Origin of the sequence: Brevibacterium yomogidense (assembly GCF_900163715.1) — a bacterium.
Taxonomy (GTDB): domain Bacteria; phylum Actinomycetota; class Actinomycetes; order Actinomycetales; family Brevibacteriaceae; genus Brevibacterium; species Brevibacterium yomogidense_A.
This window is the reverse complement of the sequence record NZ_FWFF01000019.1, coordinates 14,516-31,654: the sequence shown is the minus strand read 5'-3', so window position 1 is coordinate 31,654 and position 17,139 is coordinate 14,516. Positions and strand designations below refer to the sequence as shown.

The following is a 17,139-nucleotide window of genomic DNA, read 5'->3' as shown; positions in this document are numbered from 1 at the left end:
ATCGTCGCCGTGCGGGAACCCTCGCAATCTGCTGCCAGCAGTGGAATCGGAACCTCAGTGCATGAGGCCCCGTCGTCGTCACCTGTTGGGAACGACGACCGGTAGGGCCTCCGGTGCGACTCGCACCTGCAGCGACGTGACCAGCCCCGCTGCCTCTCCGTCCAGGTGCACCGGCAGAGGGCGGATGCTTCGCACCCGCGCACTCGTGACACTCATGAGGTCGAGGTCGTCGACTCGTTCGTGCCCGCCACAGATCCCCGCCTGGAAGATCCGACCCCACGACGGGACGGTCCGAGCAGCAGGGACCGACCGAGCACCCAAGACAGTCCGTGCAACCGACCCCGTTCGGACACAAGGCTTCGTGCCCGTAGAGGGCCTTGCGCCCACAGAGGACCATGCGCCCGCCGAAGACTCCTCACGGCCGGAGCTCGGCACGACGAGAAGACCCGCGAGTTCTCCTGTGCGCACTCCCCCGTGGGGGAACACCGTGATCCCGTACGGGATGTGCGAGATGTTCCCGAACTCCACGGCCCACACGCCGAGGTCCCGGTCCACTCGGTCCGCTCCCTCCCCCGCGCTGACGGTCACTGGGAGCGGACTCGCCGTCAGCCGGGTCAGCGCGCCGACACCGTAGCCTGCGGCTCCGCCCACGTCCTTCGCCCATCCGGGCGTGCGCAGGAGCGCGCCTCCGCTGTGGCCGATCCCCGCGGTCACGAGGAACGGCTGCTCCGCCGAGGTCCTGCCTCCTACCGAGGCCGTACCACCTGCCGAGGCCCCTCCCCCTGCACGCTCGAGCGTCGCCCACCCGAGGTCGCAGTGGATGACGGAGCGAGAGGTGACCTCGCCCCCCAGCACATCCTCCAGGACTCTCAGTCCGTCAGCAGTCCGCCGGATGCCGACGTTGAGGGCGAAGAGGTCTGCCGTTCCCGTCGGCACAGGCAGAAGCGCGCCTCGCCAGCCCGGGGCACCCACCAGCGCGCCTGCGACCTCGCGCAGCGTGCCGTCGCCGCCGATGACCACGGTGAGTGCGGCCTCGGGAGCGGGATTGCCGTACGGACGGGCGATCGACGTCGGGCGCACACGCACAGGCACGCCCGTGCGTGCACAGAGGGCCTGCACGCGCTCACACGCCTGCAGGCCCTCCGGGTGCACGGGATTGACGATAACCTCGACGCTCATGCGCCGGAGCATAGCGAAGCCCGTCGTGAACGACGCTCAGCGACGCCTGCGGCTTGCGATCACCGCAGCGGTGCCGAGGCCCGCGAGCGCGATGGCCGCGCCGATCACACCGACGAACTCCGCACCGGTCCGCGGCAGGCGGCTGTCGTCGTCGCGGTCATCCTCGCGTCCCTCATCCTCGCGACCGTCATCATCACGCCCGTCGTCATCACGACCGTCATCGCCGTCGTCACCGTCTTCCGGCCGATCAGAGGGGTCGTCGCTCGGCTGATCAGAGGGCTGGTCCGTGGGTTCGCCGGACGGGTCATCCGACGGGTCGTCCGACGGCCCGTCCGTCGGATCATCCGTGGGCTCCGGCTCGCTGCGGTCGATCGACTCGCTGGTGAGCAGCCAGTTCTGCTCGTGGAAGTCGTCCGGATCGATGACCTGCTTCTCGACCGCCCAGTCGATGAGCGCCTCGCGGATCGCGACCTGCTCGTTGTAGACCTCATCGAGGCCGTCCACCGGGTAGCCGCTGCCACCCGACTGGCGATAGTTGTTGATCGCGAGAACGAATTCGTCGTCTTCCGCGACCTCCGTGCCGTCGGCCATGCGGATGTTCTCGATGCGCTCGCCCAGCGGCTTCGAGATGTTGATGTCGTAGTCGACGCCGGTCAGCGCGTCGTATGCGTAGTCCGGGATGTCGCGGCCGTCGACCTCGTCGTAGGCGTTGGAGACCTCTTCGGGATCGAAGTCCGCGCCCTCGTCGACCTGGTCGTAGAAGCGGGCGGCGTACTCGAGGTAGTCCTTGAGCTGCGCGCCGTTCATCGTCACCCCGGCCAGGGTGTTGTCGAAGACGTAGAGGGCGGCGACGTCGCGGACCGTCACGTCGCCCTCGCTGAAGACCGCGTCGCGGCTGAAGGGCGAGGTCTGGGCGAGCACTGGCAGATCCTCGTACTCGGTGCCGGCCAGCCCCTCCGCAGTCTTCTCCGTCATGATGTGGCCGATGAAGTCCAGGATCGCCGTGTCCTCGTAGCGCGAGGTCTCCGCGCTCATCGTCTCCGAGGCCTGCGCGATCGTCTGGTTGACGTAGTCGACCGTCTCGTCGTGATAGTCGGACAGGGCGTCGGCCATCTCCTGGCTCTCCGCGACATCGCCCTGCAGGTAGTGCGGCGTCACCGATGGCACGGCTTCGTCCCAGTCGACCGCGAATCCGTCGCCGTCCGTCTCCGGCACGAGGCTGAGTTCGACCTCGGACACGGACCGGGCCCAGTAGTTCGGCTGAGTGATGAGTGCCTGCGAGCCGTCCGACTGAGTGACGACCTCGGAGGGCTCGTCGAGGTGTGAGTGCCCGGCGACCAGCACGTCGATCTCCGGCACCTGCTCCGCGACGGTGCGCGAGAGGTTCTCCTGGAGCAGGGACGGATCCCACTCCTGCCCCTGGGGATCCTTCCCGCTGTGGGCGAGCGCGATGACGACGTCCGCGCCCTCTTCCTTGAGCTGCGGCGCGTACGTCTGTGCGGAGGTGACCATGTCCTCGAACTCGATCGCGCCCTCGAGATGCTTCTTGTCCCAGATCCGCGAGCCGGGTGTCGTGAGCCCGATGACGCCGACCGTGACGGTCTCCCCGTCGATCTCCCGTTCGATCAAGGCGGTGGGCTCGCTGTACGGGTCTCCGCTGGCCGTGTCGACCGCGTTCGCAGCCAGCAGCGGGAAGTCGACCTGTCCCTCGTAGTAGTCGAGCATGTCGAGGCCGTAGTTGTACTCGTGGTTGCCGACCACCTGCGCGTCGTAGCCCATGAGGTCGTTCGCCACGGCCATCGGGTGGTCCAGGCCGGACTCCGTCACCGGTTCCGTCGCCGAGTAGTAGGACGTGAGCGGGTTGCCCTGGATGGAGTCGCCGTTGTCGACCAGCAGGACCGACTCCTCGCCCTTCTCCGCACGGATGCCGTCGACGACGGTCTTCGCCCGGTCCAGGCCCAGCTCCTCACCCGCCGGGTAGGGCGAGTCGGTGAAGTAGTCCCAGTTGAGGGCGTGGCCGTGGACATCGCTCGTCGCGAGGACTGACATGGACAGAGCCTGCGGTGCAGGCATCGCCGTGGCCGAGGCCGCGGGCCCCACCACGAGTGCTGCGGCTGCCAGCGCGGCGGGGACGGTCGGACGAATCATACGGATCTCCTCGAGTGCATCGATGCTCAGACTCAGCACCGATGCTGAGTGTTCTCACTGCCGCCGTCCACTCTATTCCCAGCCACGGACATATGGCATGGCCAGAGGACGACGATCGGGTGAATCGCGCTCATCCCGCCCACCCATGGAACTCCGTCTACGCTGGAGAGATGAAGCTCAAGCTCGACCTGCACGACATCTTCAACAAGGGCACTGACATCGATCGAGCCCTGAGCGACATCCTCGACGAAGCGGAACGCACTAAGACGAAGACTGTCGAGATCATCCCCGGCAAGGGCAGCGGACAGCTGAAGAAGCGGGTGCTGCGGTATCTCGATCGCAAGGACGTCAAGGCGCGCTATCACCGGGTCGAGAAGGACAGCAAGAACCACGGTCGGCTCTTCGTCCACTTCAAGCACTGAGCCACCCGACCCTCCGCTGACGGCCAGCATCCCGGGGACCGGGTCCTCGCATGTCGCGCACAATCGGAACACCCGCCAGTTCGAATGTGGGGCCATATCAACGGCGTTCGCTCGGCAGTTACGCTCGAAGTCATGAGCACCAATCGCGCGCGGCCACCGTCGGACCCTGCAGCGCACTGGGGCCGGGGACCGAAGGAAACCGAGTTCTCACTGCATCAGTCGCCCAGGCGCACTGCGATCGATGTCGAGCAGCTGCAGGTGGACTTGCGGACTCCACGACATCGAGCGATGACGGCGACCCTCGAGTATCTCGCGTGCGCCCTGACCTGCTCGGTGTATATCGAGGACATACACGGCCATCTGCTCTTCGCCCCGAGCCGCCCCACTCACGACGACTGGAGGAATGACTTCACTCCGCTCTCCACCCCCGCCGCACCCGGCTTCTCCACTGCACTGGAGAACTGGCGGAAGCAGTCCTCCGCCTATGCCGCTCTCACGGGCGATCGGTCTGTGAAGTACCAGCGCACAGTTGTTCCACTCGTGTATCACGGCACTGCTTTCGCCTTCGTGCACTTCGTGAACTCCACGTCGTCGGGAAGCAGTGCTGGGCTGTTCTCAGAGGAGCTCACTGCGATGATCGCGGATAAGCTCTACATGCTGTTCTTCGGCGAGATGAACGAGCACAGGGAGAAGATCGTTCATCACTCGCGGACCGTGCGAGTACCCCTGTCGAAGGAGAGCGTTCATTCTCATGCCTCCGAATCCTCCGGACCCTCCGGTGACGGCCAGCCGTCTCACAGTATCTGTTTCAAAACGGTCTTCCATCTTCCCTCAGCAAATCCAGTCGTCGACTATTCGAGCATTGCGAGAAGGGTCGGCTGGTCTCTCGTGAGGCAGATCGAAGTCGAATGGCCCGAGATCGTCGCGTCGCACGTCAGCGCCGTCGAGACTGCAAGCGATGTCGAGCTCTCCATCCATGCGAGGGCCACCCAGGTTCCGGACTTGCCGTCGGCAGCAGCAGTTGCTCGGCGAGCTCTCCTCCAGCTTCAATGGAATCTGAAGATCGGCATCGGGTCCGCTATAGCGGACGGTGCGGCAGCGGAGTCTTCTGCCGTCAACGACGAGCGCGCGTCTCGCGAAGCGAGCGTGATGCTCGCGCTCGCTGACCAAGCATCACCGGGCACGCAGCAGGTCCTCACCCGTAGGGAAGCGCCTGCGAGCACCATTCTGCTGTTCCGCGACGATAGTCAGTCGTTCCGGGCGTACGCGGCATTCATCGCACAGGAGCTGGAACGAGCTGAGCCAGAGTTGGTGACGACCGCACGCACCTATGCACTCAGTGATTGCAACGCCTCCGCAACTGCGGAGATGCTCCAGGTGGACCGTCGGACGGTCAGTGACCGGCTCCACCGGATCTCACACCTGACAGGACTCGAGATACCCTCATTCGCGTCGAAAGTCATCATCTACCTCGCGTTCATCTCTCCCGCATCGCGATACTGATGCGGTGACTTCCCAGATGGGAAGTCACCGCACGCTAACTGCCTCATCGCGAGACAGTGACACAGGTAACAGTTGTTCCTAGGCTGGTTGACATCCGAGCTGCGAGGCATAGAAGTCCGGTTCACTGTGGCGCCGGGCAGTACGAGCACACGCTCCGCAGCTCCTGTCGGAAGCGGGGATAGTCATTCCAAGGTCCATGAATGCCAGCAGCACCCGTCTTGCATCAGTCATCGCAGTGCTGACCCTGGCCCTCGCGGGATGCGTAGGTGGTCCGGCAACAGATTCTGACACCGTGCGGGCCCGTTTCTCCGCGGATCCGCAGAGTTTCGACCCTGCCAAGCTGGTAGGCAGCGATGACTACTACGCAAGCCGCATGCTGTTCGACACGCTTCTGCGCTATGACGACGATGGTGACATCGTCGGAGGTCTCGCTGAGGACTGGGACTTCGACGCTTCGGGCGGGACAGTCGAACTCGCTGACGGCGCCACGTGCACCGACGGCACCGCCATCGACGCCGCAGTAGTCGCTGAGTCCCTCAACCGCTTCGCATCGCCGGATACCCAATCCGGCTCGAAGATCCTGGTCTTCGGGAATGGCGACGTGACAGCGAGTGCGAAGGACTCGAATACTGTCGAGATCAGTCTGAGCGAGCCGTTCTCCGAGCTGGATGCGGGCCTGACGATGGTCGCCTCTGGGATCGTATGCCCAGCAGGACTCGAGGACCTCGACGGGCTGTCTTCCGGCAGTGTGCCCGACGCGTTCAGCGGACCGTTCACGCTGGCTTCCGCGACCAGCGGAGTCGAGTACGTGATGGAGCTTCGCGATGACTACGACATGTGGCCGGACTTCGTCAGCCGATTGGACGGTCGACCACCCGAACGGATGTCGTTCTCAGTCGGGAGCGATGTCGCAACGAACGCCAACGAGGTCCTGGGCGGATCGCTCGACGTGGCTGGGGTCAGTCCCACCGACACGGAACGGTTCCCCAACGTGGCTCTCGTCTACATCGGTGAGCAGTACATCGTGTTCAACCAGCACGACGCCAGCCCCTTCCAGGACGAAGACCTCCGTCGTGCTGTAGCCAGAACTCTGTCTGGTGAGGCGTACAACGAAGTCACATACGCAGGCAGGAGCGAGGTGGAGTACACGATGGGAGATTCGGGGATGCAGTGTGCGAACACCGACGAAGGGCTCGTCGAGGAGTATGACCGCGAAGCCGTCCAAGCGGAGGGACTGCTCGAAGGAGTTGAGATGGTGTACTCCGCATCCAACTCGTTCGGTCCGAATGGAATCGGGGCAGAGTACGTGTACCAGGAGCTCAGCGATGCCGGTGCACACGTGGATTACCAGATCGTCGACAATTCGACATGGGCATCACTGGTCCTGGGGCCGGACGCACCGTCATGGGACATCACCCTGTTCGGCACCGTCAATCAGACGAACACGCTGTGGACCGGGGTGAGTCGGATCATGGGGGCACCGATCGAGGACGGCGGTCGAAGTATGTCGCGTGCCGACAACCCGGAGGGCGAGCAGCTGGCCGACGAGATCATGCGCACTACTGATCAGGACGAGAAATGCGCGACGTATCAGGAGCTCCAGCAGAACTTCCTGGAACGCGTCGATGTCGTCCCGCTGACAGCGAGTGTCGAGGTGTTCGCGCTGGCTGATGGCATCCAGTACGAGCCGCCCAACTCCCGGATGGACTACACCGCCGTCCGCGTCGCCGATTGACCGAGGAGCGGCAGATGACAAGTGTGCACAGCACCGTAGAAGGTCGCCTCGGCCATGGCGTTCCGCAGCGGTTGATTCCGGCATGGGTCGGAACTCCGTGGGCGTGGTTCCTCACCAGGAAGCTGGGGACCCTTGTCCTGTCATTCGTGTTCCTCGTCATCGTGACGTTCTCCATCGTCCTTCTCATTCCGGGCGACGCCGCCCGCGCGGCAGCCGGCCCGGACGCCTCACTGGAAGTGGTCGAGGCGACACGCCAGACGCTCGGCCTGAATGACCCCGTCTGGCAGCGGTTCCTCACGTACGTGGGTGACATCTTCTCCGGCACCCTCGGAACCTCATTCCGCGTCGGAACTGTCAGTGAGCAGATCGCCGTGCGCGCGCCATACACTCTCGTCGTCGCTGGCGCGTCGATCGTGATCACACTCGTTCTTGCCTTCATCCTCGGAGTCGGCGTGACGGTCCTTACTCGCAATGGTCGCCGCACATGGCTGGCCCAGGCGTTCAGTTGGGTCACGGCAGTCATCGACGCAGTCCCCGTCTACGTGCGTGGCACGCTTCTCATCATCCTGTTCGCCCTCACACTCGGAGTCCTCCCGGCAGGCGGAGCGCAGCAGCCATCGTCCTACGTCCTCCCGATCGTCGCTCTCGCGATCGGTCCGGTGTGCTCTCTCAGCCGCATCGTGCGCCGGGAAGCGGAGAGCGCCCTCCAGGCGAACTACATCCGCACTACAGAAGGATGGAGACTCAGCGGCCGAGTCGTGTATCTGAAGTACCTTCTCCCGAACGTGGTCACGGCTGCTCTCACGCTGTCCGGTCTCATGCTCTCGGGCATGATCGGCGGTGCGCTGGTGATGGAGCAGGTCTTCTCCTGGCCCGGACTCGGAACGAGCGTCGTGAACGCAATTCTCACGCGCGACTATCCAGTCATACAGGGCACGATCCTGGTGCTCGGCATGGTCGCAGTCATCATCAACATCCTGATTGACGTGGCTCTTGCAGCAGTCGACCCCCGCCACCTCCAGTCGAGGAGTGACGCATGAATGAGACGCGCCGTCGCAGACGCGGCAATGCGGTGTTCTGGGCCGGGGCTCTGCTGATCGCTGCGTTCGTCGCGATCGCTGTCATCGGGCCGATGGTCTTCTCCAGCTCGGCGAACGGGATCGACCCGCTGAATGCCCGAAAGTCGCCATCTCTGTCGAACTCCTTCGGGACAGATGGATTCGGACGGGACATTCTGGCCCGGGTGATAACGGCAACGCGTTTGACGTTGCTGCTCACCTTCGGGGCCAGCATCATCTCATTCGCCGCGGGCACGTTCATCGGCGTTGTCGTACGGCTACTCGGTCCCCGCCTGCAGGGTGCGATCCTGCAGGTCAATGCGGTCGCTGTTGCATTCCCCGCACTCATTCTCGCGCTTGTGGTCGCAGCTATCCTGGGCCCAGGCTCAACGTCAGCGATGGTTGCAGTGGGTATCGCAGGAATTCCCATGTACATCCGTCTCACGTCCACTCTCGCCGCGCAGGTCGTGAACGAGGACTTCGTGAGGATCGCGGAGCTCCAGCGAGTGCCGCGGGTCGTCGTCGCGATCCGCCACGTATTGCCCAATGTGGCCATTCCGCTCTCGGTCGCCGCGGCGAACTCGACTGCATTCACGCTTGTCGAGCTGTCGAGCCTCTCGTTCCTCGGACTGGGAGTCCAAGCGCCAGAATATGATTACGGTCGTCTCTTGAACGAAGGCCTGGCCGAGATGAGCAGCCAGCCCTGGGGCGTCTTCGGACCAAGCATCGGAATGGTCGCTCTTGGTCTGGGCATTCTCCTGTTCGGCGACGGCCTCGCCGCCATGGTGGATCCTAAGATGTCCGCGCCGCAGGGTGCGATCACACGCTTCATCGAGAAAGTGAAGTCCGGCACTCGCACCTCGACGCGGTCAACCGCAGAGCCCGAACCTGCAGTGGCAGTGGAAAATCTCAGTATCGGCACGATCAGCGAAGCCGGTGACCGACACACGCTTGTGAATGGCGTCTCGCTCCATATTGCGCCTCAGGAGATTCTGGGGATCGTCGGCGAATCAGGCTCTGGCAAGTCCCTCACAGCGATGAGTATCGCGGGATTGGCTCCGAACGGGCTGTGGCGCACCGCCTCCGGGATGCGCATACGCGAGACAGATATGCTGAACCGCCCTGCTCCTTCTGTGCTCGCCCGGACGGTCTCACTCATCTACCAGGACCCCATGTCGACGTTCAGCCCGTCACTTCGCCTGGAGAGTCAGCTCGGCGACGTCTTCCGCGAGCATATGGGCTGGGATAGGGACCGGATCCACCGTGAACTGCTCGAGGCTCTCACATCGCTGAGCACGCCGAACCCCGAGCGCGTCCTGAGCCAATTCCCTCACCAGCTGTCCGGAGGACTCTTGCAGCGGTGCCTCATCGCGCAGGCGCTGCTGCTCGACCCTGAACTCCTCATCGCCGATGAGCCTACGACCGCGCTCGACGTATCCGTCCAAGCCGACGTGCTCCGCAAGATCTATCGATTCCGCGCCGAGAGCGGTGCGTCCATTCTTCTCATCTCCCACGATCTGGGTGTCGTCGAGGAGCTCTGCGACCGCGTCCTGGTCATGTACCGGGGTGAGTTCGTGGAGGAGCTGACACCTGCTCAGATACGGACTCGCAACGTCCAGCATCCCTACACGCAGCGCCTTCTGGACGCCACATTGTATTTGGAAGCAGCTCGCGAAGGAGGAGACCGTTGAGTTCCCAGAAGACTTCGTCTGCGGTGGTCGACGGCGTTTCGAGCGTCAGAGTCGAGGGGGTCTCGAAGAAGTTCGGTCACGGCGTCCGTGCGAATCACGTACTGGATTCAGTGTCCTTCACCGTGGAGCAGGGTCGCTCAGTGGGGCTGGTCGGCGAGTCCGGCTCGGGTAAATCGACCATCGCGAAGATCGTGTGCGGGATGTATCGCTTGGACGCAGGTCGGCTGAACATCACGGGGACCGAGATCACTCCAGGGCAGCGGTTTCCCACTGCTGTTCAGGACGCTGTGAGCTTCATATCGCAGAACCCATTCTCGTCCTTCAACCCACGCCTATCCATCGGCCAATCGCTTACCGAGGCACTCTCGCCCCTGACGACTCGGCCGGCTAAACACAAACAGAACATCGCCGACTGGCTCGAGCGCGTGGGGCTGCCCGGGGACAGCATGAGGCTGTTTCCTCACGAGTTCTCCGGCGGACAGCGCCAACGTCTGGCAATAGCACGCGGGCTCATCCGTCGCCCGGCCGTCGTCGTAGCTGACGAGATCACGTCGGCATTGGACATGTCCGTCCAAGTGCAGGTGCTCAAACTTCTGGCTGAGCTGCAGCGTGAGTACAGCTTCTCGATGCTCTTCATATCGCACGACCTGTCCGTGGTTCGAACTGTCTGCGATGACGTCATGGTGATGCAACGCGGATCGATCGTCGAGCGAGGAGCCAGCCACGACGTCCTCACACGTCCGTCACATCCCTACTCCCAGCAGCTATTGGATTCGATTCCAGGATCACCCGGGTTCTCACTGACCGACTGACCCATATCGTCAGATGGGTAAACCGCCACACCAGCGAGGAGCGCGTCCATATGAACACCCAGAGTCTCCCCACCCCCTTGAAGGGTGGCCTGCGGGTCTTCTCCAATGCCCGCGTCTTGGCTGGTGATCACTTCACGGGCCCCTGTGACGTCATCACCGCGCAGGGACGTGTACGCGCAATCGTTCCCGCTGGGACTGGTCTCGCCGAAGCGACGTCCCCACTGGAGCAGCCCGCTGTAACGGACGTAGACGGGCAATATCTGATGCCCGGATTCGTCGAGTCCCACGGCCACCCTGTGAGTCACGGGATCAACCGTCTTCAGCTCGACATGCGGCCGGCCGCCGTCAGCAGCATCGCGGACATCCGTACAGCCGTGCGACGGAGCGCCGAGCGCAGCGCTCGAGGTTCTTGGATAGTCGGGGCCGGATTCGACGAGACATATCTCAGTGACGGCCGCATGCCTGACCGCGGGGACCTCGACGAAGCCGCCCCGGACCACCCTGTCGCCATCGCCCGCACTTGCGGTCACATGCTGGTGGCGAACTCTCGCGCTCTCGCGCTCTCCGGCATCGACGAGGCCGTCGAAGACCCACCCGGTGGCAAGTTCGTCCGCGATTCGACCGGGAGACTGACCGGTCTGGTACAGGAGGACGCCACACGGCTGATCGCGCAGCCCGAACCCGACGACGCTATGCGAGAGGAGGGCTTCTCCCTCGCACAGGACGACTTCCACTCGTGGGGAGTCACAACTGTCAACGACGCTATCGCCGAGCCGTCGCACATGCGCTTGTATCAGCGGCTCAACACCACCGGTCAGCTCCGGGTCCGCATGCGGCCCTGGCTGTACGCGATCCCTTTCTCCGGTCGTGAGGGTGTCCTCGACGACCTGGTTGCCGCCGGCATAACGTCAGGGCTGGGCAACGACATGCTTCGCGTGCAGGGCGTGAAGTTCCAGCTCGACGGCTCACTCGGAGGCCGAACTGCCGCGCTGTACGATCCCTACACAGGAAGCGATAACCGCGGAATCCTGACTCATCCGACCGAGCGCCTGATCTCAGCTTTCCGCACCGCCGCACGCGGTGGACTTCGCATGGCGATCCACGCTATCGGCGATGCGGCGATCGGTCAGGCTCTCGAGGCATTGGAGAAGTCGGGAGAGCTGCCATGGATCATAGCCAACCGCAATCGCATCGAGCACTGCTCATTACCCACGCCTGAGCAGTTGGACACGATGGCCCAGTGGAGTCTCATCGCATCTTCGTCCATAGGGTTCGTCTACAACCTGGGAGATTCGTACCCCGAGGCGCTGGGAGACGAACGAATTGAACGGCTGCTCCCGCACCGCGATCTCATCGCACGCGGCATAGTCGCTCCCGGGAACTCCGACGTCCCTGTGACGTCCGGCAACCCGTGGCACGGCATCTTCGGTGCCATCACACGCACCACTCGTACAGGCACCGTCCTTGACCGGAAACAGAGCATCACCCTTGCAGAGTCACTTGCGATGTATATGACGGACGCGGCTTATGCGAACTTCGAAGAGGACCGCGCAGGGATGGTTGCTCCGGGCGCTTTCGCGGACTTCCAAATCTATGATCGAGACCCGTTTGCTCAGGCGCCGGAAGAACTCCTGGAGCTCTCCCCCGAGTCGGTGTTCCTATCAGGCAAGAAGGTATACGAGCGCTCAGAACCTGTCTGAGTCCGATACGACGCAGCAAGAACCACGGTCGGCTCTTCGTCCACTTCAAGCACTGAAGGAGAAGCATGGAGATCACCCTGCCCACGGACTGCGGCAATGCCCCGCGGATCGCCATCGTCAGCGACTTCGTCGTCGCCTGGGCTGCCGGAGACATCGACGCCATGTCACCGTGGATCGCGGACGACGTCTCCTGGACGATCGTCGGCGCAGAGACGCATCAGGGCCCGGACGCTGCAGAGGCAGTGGTCCCGGAGGTCTCCCCCGAACGGGTCGACATCGCATCGGTCATCACCCACGGCAGACTCGCCTCGTGCGACGGGTTCCTGGACGACGGCACGACGCGGATCAGCTTCAGCCACGCCTTCCGCTTCTCGAACACCACGAAGACCGGCTGCGTCGCCGAGGTCCGGACCTACCTCATCGAGTCACAGGTCGACTGAGGACGCCGCTGAGACTGCTGTCGACGGGCACAGTTCCGTTCTGCGGACCTGCCTGAGCCCATTTCCGCACCGTTGAATGCCATGTGCCGGCCTGCGTTCTGCAGACCGGCACACGGCATTCAACTCTCCAAGCAACTGCTGTCCGGCTCACCGCCGCCGGTCATGGTGTGACCGGCGGCGGCTGGCGCGCTTCCGTCAGGCGTGGTGCCTGCGGACCGTGTACAGGTACACGCCCGCACCCAGTGCGATCAGCGCGAGACCTGCACCCAGTGCGCCCCAGGGGGACATGCCGGTACGCGGCAGCGGGTCGCCGCCATCCGGCGTCCCCTCGCCACCCGGCTTGCCCGGCGTACCCTCGTCGCCCGGCTCACCCGGCTCAGCCGGCACCTCGGGCAACATGGTCGAATACCTCGTCGACGACGTCGTATCCGAACAGGGCGCGCTGGTGGATCTGGCACTGCTGCAGCGTCACGCGGTGCTCACAGATTCCGACCTGAAGAAGCTGTCCAGTACTCAGCGAGCGCGGCTGGCCACGATCTCACCGGTCGTCGAACAGGACGGCGCCCGGCCCGCCCTGACCCCGCGGGAGCTCGAAGTGCTCGATGGACTCCGGCAGGGACTCACGCGCCGGCAGATCGCTGAGCGGCAGTTCCGATCGGAGAACACGGTCAGGTCCCAGGTCAGGAGCCTCTATCAGAAGCTCGGCGCCGGAACGCTCGACGAAGCCCTCGAGACGGCGCGCCGCTGGGGATTGTGAAGCAGGGGCTGCGAGGCGCATTCCTCACCCCTCCGCGACGCGATCCTCCAGCGCCTGAGGGTCCACCAGCGTGACCGCATCATTGTCGACGCGGATGAGCCCATCAGCAGTCAGCCGAGCCAGCGCTCTGCTCAGCGACTCGGGAGTCGTCCCCAGCAGTGAGGCGATGTCCTTCTTGTCCAACGGCAGCGTCACCTGAGCTGTCGTCCCCTGGCGCAGAGGCAGCTGCAGCAGGAAATCCGCGAGGCGGATGTCGACGCTGAGTGTGCCGAGCGTCAGGTCCTTCTCCGCTCGGGTGAGCCGATCCCCCAGAGTCCGCAGCATCCGCATCGCGATGTCCGGATAGTCGTCGACGAGTTCAGCGAAGTCCTCGTGGACGAACACGCACAGCTGGGTATCGCCCAGCGCAGTCGCCTCTTCCGCGGTCGTGTCACCGGAGAGGAACGCGTGCTCTCCCACCGTCTCGCCGGGCTGTGCCACACGCAGCAGCCGATTCCGACCATTGGGCATCGTGCGGCTGAGCTTGATCTGGCCGGTGTGCACCACGAACATCGATCCGACCCGAGCACCGGCGACATGGAGCACGTCGCCACGTTCCAACCGCATCGGCCGGGCCCTGGATGCCACCAGGTCCTGCTGCTCGGGAGTCAGCCCGGCGAAGATCGGGACGCGCCGCACGCAGTTGGTCTCTTCGCTGTGAACCTCACGCAGCGGAAGCATTCTTCGCATACCTCTGGACCATACCGGGCTGTGCGGGTTCACTCCCTCCACGAGCACTCCCACAACTCGCATCTCCACTCCCCTTCAACAGCCATCTTCGCGCCCCTTGACGAACGTCAAGGACTGTCCGCCCGCGGCTCCATAGTCTGAGAACAGCTCCTAGGAACACGGGGACGAACCACACGACTCAGTCGAAAGGAACCATCATGACTGCCTCCACCACCACTCACACGCTCCTTCGGGCCGAAGGCTTCTCCTGCCCCTCCTGCGTGCACAAGATCGAGAAGCAGGTCGGTCGGATCAAGGGTGTTGAGAACGTGAAGGTGCACTTCGCCACGGCCCGCATCGAGGTCGACCACGACGAGTCGCAGGTGTCCGTCGACGATCTCGTCACCGCTGTCGACAAGGCGGGATACAAGGCGGCTCCCTCCTTCTTCTGACATCCCGCCCCACCCCTCACCCGCGATCAGCCCTCCGCGCGATCCGGCAGCATAGAAAGGTCAGCCTCCGTGAATGCGCTTCAGAAGTGGTGGAACGGCAACTGGTCCGTCCCGGTCATCGCGGGAATCCTCATCATCCTGTCGTTCGGGGTGGAGCACCTCGCCAGCGGTGCGTGGAACCTCGTCGTCGGTCCGCAGTGGTGGAACGATGCCGGGGAGCACGCACACGGTTCGGGCCATGCCTTCACCCTGGCGAACCTCCTCATGCTCGCGGCTGCCGTCGTGGCGGGATACGGCATCGTCATCAAGGCGATCCGTGCTCTCACTGCGCGGCTGATCAGCATCGATCTGCTGGTTTCGATCGCTGCGATCGGCGCCGTCCTCATCGGAAACTTCTGGGAGGCCGCCGCGGTGACCACGCTCTTCGCGATCGGTCACGCGCTTGAAGCCGCCACGATGAACAAGACGCGTTCGGCACTGGCCGCGCTCGTCGCCGTCGCCCCCGATTCCGCAGTCGTCGTACGCGACGGCGAGCAGGTCGAGATCCCCGCTCACCAGGTGCGGATGGGTGAGATCGTCCTGGTCAAGAACGGGGCGAAGGTCCCCGTCGATGGTCAGGTGGTCGCCGGCACGGGTGCTGTGGACGAGGCGTCGATCACCGGTGAGTCCATCCCGGTGGAGAAGGCGACGAAGGACCAGGTCTTCGCCGGTACCGTCTCGCGCGGAGGCTTCCTGCAGGTGCTCGCGACGGGGATCGGCGCGGACACCACACTGGCCCGCATCATCCATCGCGTGGAGGAGGCACAGGACGCCAAGGCGAAGACTCAGGCGTTCATCGACCGGTTCTCCACGTGGTACACGCCGGGCGTCATGATCCTCGCGCTGCTCGCCGGCCTGCTCACCCAGGACGTCGTCCTCGCGCTGACGCTGCTGGTCATCGGCTGCCCCGGCGCACTCGTCATCTCCATCCCGGTCGCGATCGTCGCGGGGATCGGCCGCGCGGCCCGCAACGGCATCCTCATCAAGGGCGGGGAGTACCTGGAGACCTCCGCGAAGATCTCCGCCGTCGCCGTCGACAAGACGGGCACCCTCACGGAGGGCCGCCCCCAGCTGACGGACGTCGTGGTCCTGGATCCGTCGCTCGACCGGACCGCTGTGCTGACGTGGGCAGCCGCCGCCGAGGCCGGATCGGAGCATCCGCTGGCCCGCCCGATCCTGGAGGCGGCTCGGGACGAGGGCGTGGGGCCCACCGGCGTCCCCGGTCAGGTGACGCCGGTGCCCGGCAAGGGCATCGTCTCCACCGTGGAGGGTTCTCGCGTGCTGATCGGCAACGCCCCTCTCCTCGAGCAGTACGACGTCTCCGATGACCGAGGTGCCGACGGCGCGGCCCACACGCTGGCGGCTGCCGGCAAGACCCCGATGATCATCGCCGTCGACGAATCGGTGATCGGCGTGATCGGCGTGGCCGACCAGATCCGGGAGGACGCACCGCGGATGGTGTCGCGTCTGCACGCTGCCGGCGTGGAGAAGGTCGTCATGCTCACCGGTGACACACGCCTGGTCGCAGAGGCCATCGGCCGCGCCACCGGGATCGACGAGATCCACGCGTCGCTGCTGCCGGAGGACAAGCTGGATGCGGTCGCCCGCATGCAGCGCGAGGGCCACACGGTCGCCATGGTCGGCGACGGGGTCAATGACGCGCCGGCCCTGGCCACTGCGGACATCGGCGTGGCGATGGGCGCTGCCGGTTCCGCCGTCGCCGTGGAGACCGCGGATATCGCGCTCATGGGCGACAACCTGCTGAAGCTGCCCGAATCGGTCAGCCTGGCGAAGCGCACCGTGCGCGTGATGAAGCAGAACATCGTCATCGCGCTCGCCACCGTCGTGGCGCTGCTGATCGGCGTCTTCGCAGGTGGGGTGACCATGTCGGTGGGCATGCTCGTCCACGAGGGATCCGTCCTCATCGTCATCCTCAACGCGATGCGCCTCATGCGCAACGACAGTCACTCCACGGCCATGCCGAAGACCGCACGCACCCCGAACACTCAGAACAGCACGTACGAAAGGAACACGATCACATCATGAGCGACAACCACTTCACGATCGCAGACAACATCCAGCACTTCACCATCGAGGACATCGCGAAGGAGAGTACGGACTTCCGCAAGGTCATCTGGACCGGCAGGCACTCCCAGATCGTCCTCATGACAGTGCCCGTGGGCGGTGAGATCGGTGACGAGGTGCATGAGGAGACCGACCAGATCCTCACGTTCGTCGCCGGCACCGGTCACGCGGATCTGGCCGGCGAGACGCACCCCATCGAGGCCGGCGACCAGTGCGCCGTGCCCGCCGGTGCACAGCACAACTTCCGCAACACCGGTGACGAACCGCTGGTGCTCTATACGATCTACTCACCGCCGGAGCATCCGGCGGACGCCCAGTACGCCACGAAGGAAGAGGCAGACGCGGCCGAGGCATCCGGCGAGGATGCCCCACCGCAGGCCTGAGAACGCACAGCGTGCCCGGTCACAGCG

Annotated in this window: 16 protein-coding genes; 12 read left to right on the top strand and 4 right to left on the bottom strand. The window is 64.5% G+C overall.

Annotated features, from left to right (window positions below):
* Window positions 1–78: 78 nt before the first annotated feature.
* Both FM105_RS11875 and FM105_RS11870 read right to left on the bottom strand, forming a co-directional pair.
* Complete coding sequence (locus tag FM105_RS11875; RefSeq protein WP_179207179.1) at window positions 79–1,179, bottom strand: diacylglycerol/lipid kinase family protein; 1,101 nt, start codon at window positions 1,177–1,179, stop codon at window positions 79–81.
* Window positions 1,180–1,215: 36 nt separating this feature from the next.
* Window positions 1,216–3,327: a 5'-nucleotidase C-terminal domain-containing protein gene (locus FM105_RS11870; protein ID WP_087008527.1), complete on the bottom strand. Its 2,112-nt coding sequence runs from the start codon at window positions 3,325–3,327 to the stop codon at window positions 1,216–1,218.
* Between the two features lie 170 nt (window positions 3,328–3,497).
* On the opposite strand from FM105_RS11870, the gene FM105_RS11865 reads away from it, so the two are divergent.
* The 8 genes from FM105_RS11865 to FM105_RS11830 all read left to right on the top strand — a co-directional run bounded on the left by FM105_RS11865 (window position 3,498) and on the right by FM105_RS11830 (window position 12,688).
* Window positions 3,498–3,749, top strand: coding sequence for a Smr/MutS family protein (locus FM105_RS11865; protein WP_087008525.1), 252 nt, complete (start codon window positions 3,498–3,500; stop codon window positions 3,747–3,749).
* Between the two features lie 288 nt (window positions 3,750–4,037).
* Complete coding sequence (locus FM105_RS11860) at window positions 4,038–5,252, top strand: helix-turn-helix domain-containing protein (RefSeq protein WP_179207178.1); 1,215 nt, start codon at window positions 4,038–4,040, stop codon at window positions 5,250–5,252.
* 292 nt (window positions 5,253–5,544) lie between these two features.
* Window positions 5,545–6,987, top strand: coding sequence for an ABC transporter substrate-binding protein (locus tag FM105_RS11855; protein WP_179207177.1), 1,443 nt, complete (start codon window positions 5,545–5,547; stop codon window positions 6,985–6,987).
* Between the two features lie 14 nt (window positions 6,988–7,001).
* The gene (locus FM105_RS11850) at window positions 7,002–8,027 is read left to right on the top strand and encodes an ABC transporter permease (protein WP_087008518.1); all 1,026 of its coding nucleotides are present in this window, start codon (window positions 7,002–7,004) and stop codon (window positions 8,025–8,027) included.
* Window positions 8,024–9,736, top strand: a complete 1,713-nt coding sequence (locus tag FM105_RS11845) for a dipeptide/oligopeptide/nickel ABC transporter permease/ATP-binding protein (RefSeq protein ID WP_087008516.1) — start codon at window positions 8,024–8,026, stop codon at window positions 9,734–9,736. Before FM105_RS11850 ends, FM105_RS11845 begins: the two co-directional genes overlap by 4 nt.
* A complete protein-coding gene (locus tag FM105_RS11840; protein ID WP_179207176.1) occupies window positions 9,733–10,548 on the top strand; it encodes an ABC transporter ATP-binding protein in 816 nt (271 codons plus the stop codon). Before FM105_RS11845 ends, FM105_RS11840 begins: the two co-directional genes overlap by 4 nt.
* A gap of 50 nt (window positions 10,549–10,598) precedes the next feature.
* Window positions 10,599–12,248, top strand: a complete 1,650-nt coding sequence (locus tag FM105_RS11835) for an amidohydrolase (RefSeq protein ID WP_087008512.1) — start codon at window positions 10,599–10,601, stop codon at window positions 12,246–12,248.
* Between the two features lie 65 nt (window positions 12,249–12,313).
* A complete protein-coding gene (locus tag FM105_RS11830) occupies window positions 12,314–12,688 on the top strand; it encodes a nuclear transport factor 2 family protein (RefSeq protein ID WP_087008510.1) in 375 nt (124 codons plus the stop codon).
* A 195-nt stretch (window positions 12,689–12,883) separates the two neighbouring features.
* Here the strand turns inward: FM105_RS11830 and FM105_RS14820 are convergent, their stop codons facing one another.
* On the bottom strand, window positions 12,884–13,087 hold the full coding sequence (locus tag FM105_RS14820; protein WP_143275881.1) for an LPXTG cell wall anchor domain-containing protein: 204 nt from the start codon (window positions 13,085–13,087) through the stop codon (window positions 12,884–12,886).
* Between FM105_RS14820 and FM105_RS11825 the strand changes: the two genes are divergently transcribed.
* Complete coding sequence (locus tag FM105_RS11825; RefSeq protein WP_218777955.1) at window positions 13,086–13,445, top strand: response regulator transcription factor; 360 nt, start codon at window positions 13,086–13,088, stop codon at window positions 13,443–13,445. The two genes, FM105_RS14820 and FM105_RS11825, sit on opposite strands and share 2 nt — an antisense overlap.
* Before the next feature lie 24 nt (window positions 13,446–13,469).
* Here FM105_RS11825 and FM105_RS11820 read toward each other — a convergent pair whose 3' ends face one another.
* Window positions 13,470–14,174 (bottom strand): Crp/Fnr family transcriptional regulator, encoded by a 705-nt coding sequence (locus FM105_RS11820; RefSeq protein WP_179207175.1) that lies wholly within the window; start codon window positions 14,172–14,174, stop codon window positions 13,470–13,472.
* A 197-nt stretch (window positions 14,175–14,371) separates the two neighbouring features.
* On the opposite strand from FM105_RS11820, the gene FM105_RS11815 reads away from it, so the two are divergent.
* The 3 genes from FM105_RS11815 to FM105_RS11805 all read left to right on the top strand — a co-directional run bounded on the left by FM105_RS11815 (window position 14,372) and on the right by FM105_RS11805 (window position 17,112).
* Complete coding sequence (locus FM105_RS11815; RefSeq protein WP_087008502.1) at window positions 14,372–14,605, top strand: heavy-metal-associated domain-containing protein; 234 nt, start codon at window positions 14,372–14,374, stop codon at window positions 14,603–14,605.
* A gap of 69 nt (window positions 14,606–14,674) precedes the next feature.
* On the top strand, window positions 14,675–16,690 hold the full coding sequence (locus FM105_RS11810) for a heavy metal translocating P-type ATPase (protein WP_087008501.1): 2,016 nt from the start codon (window positions 14,675–14,677) through the stop codon (window positions 16,688–16,690).
* Window positions 16,687–17,112, top strand: a complete 426-nt coding sequence (locus FM105_RS11805) for a cupin domain-containing protein (RefSeq protein WP_087008499.1) — start codon at window positions 16,687–16,689, stop codon at window positions 17,110–17,112. Before FM105_RS11810 ends, FM105_RS11805 begins: the two co-directional genes overlap by 4 nt.
* Window positions 17,113–17,139: the final 27 nt, after the last annotated feature.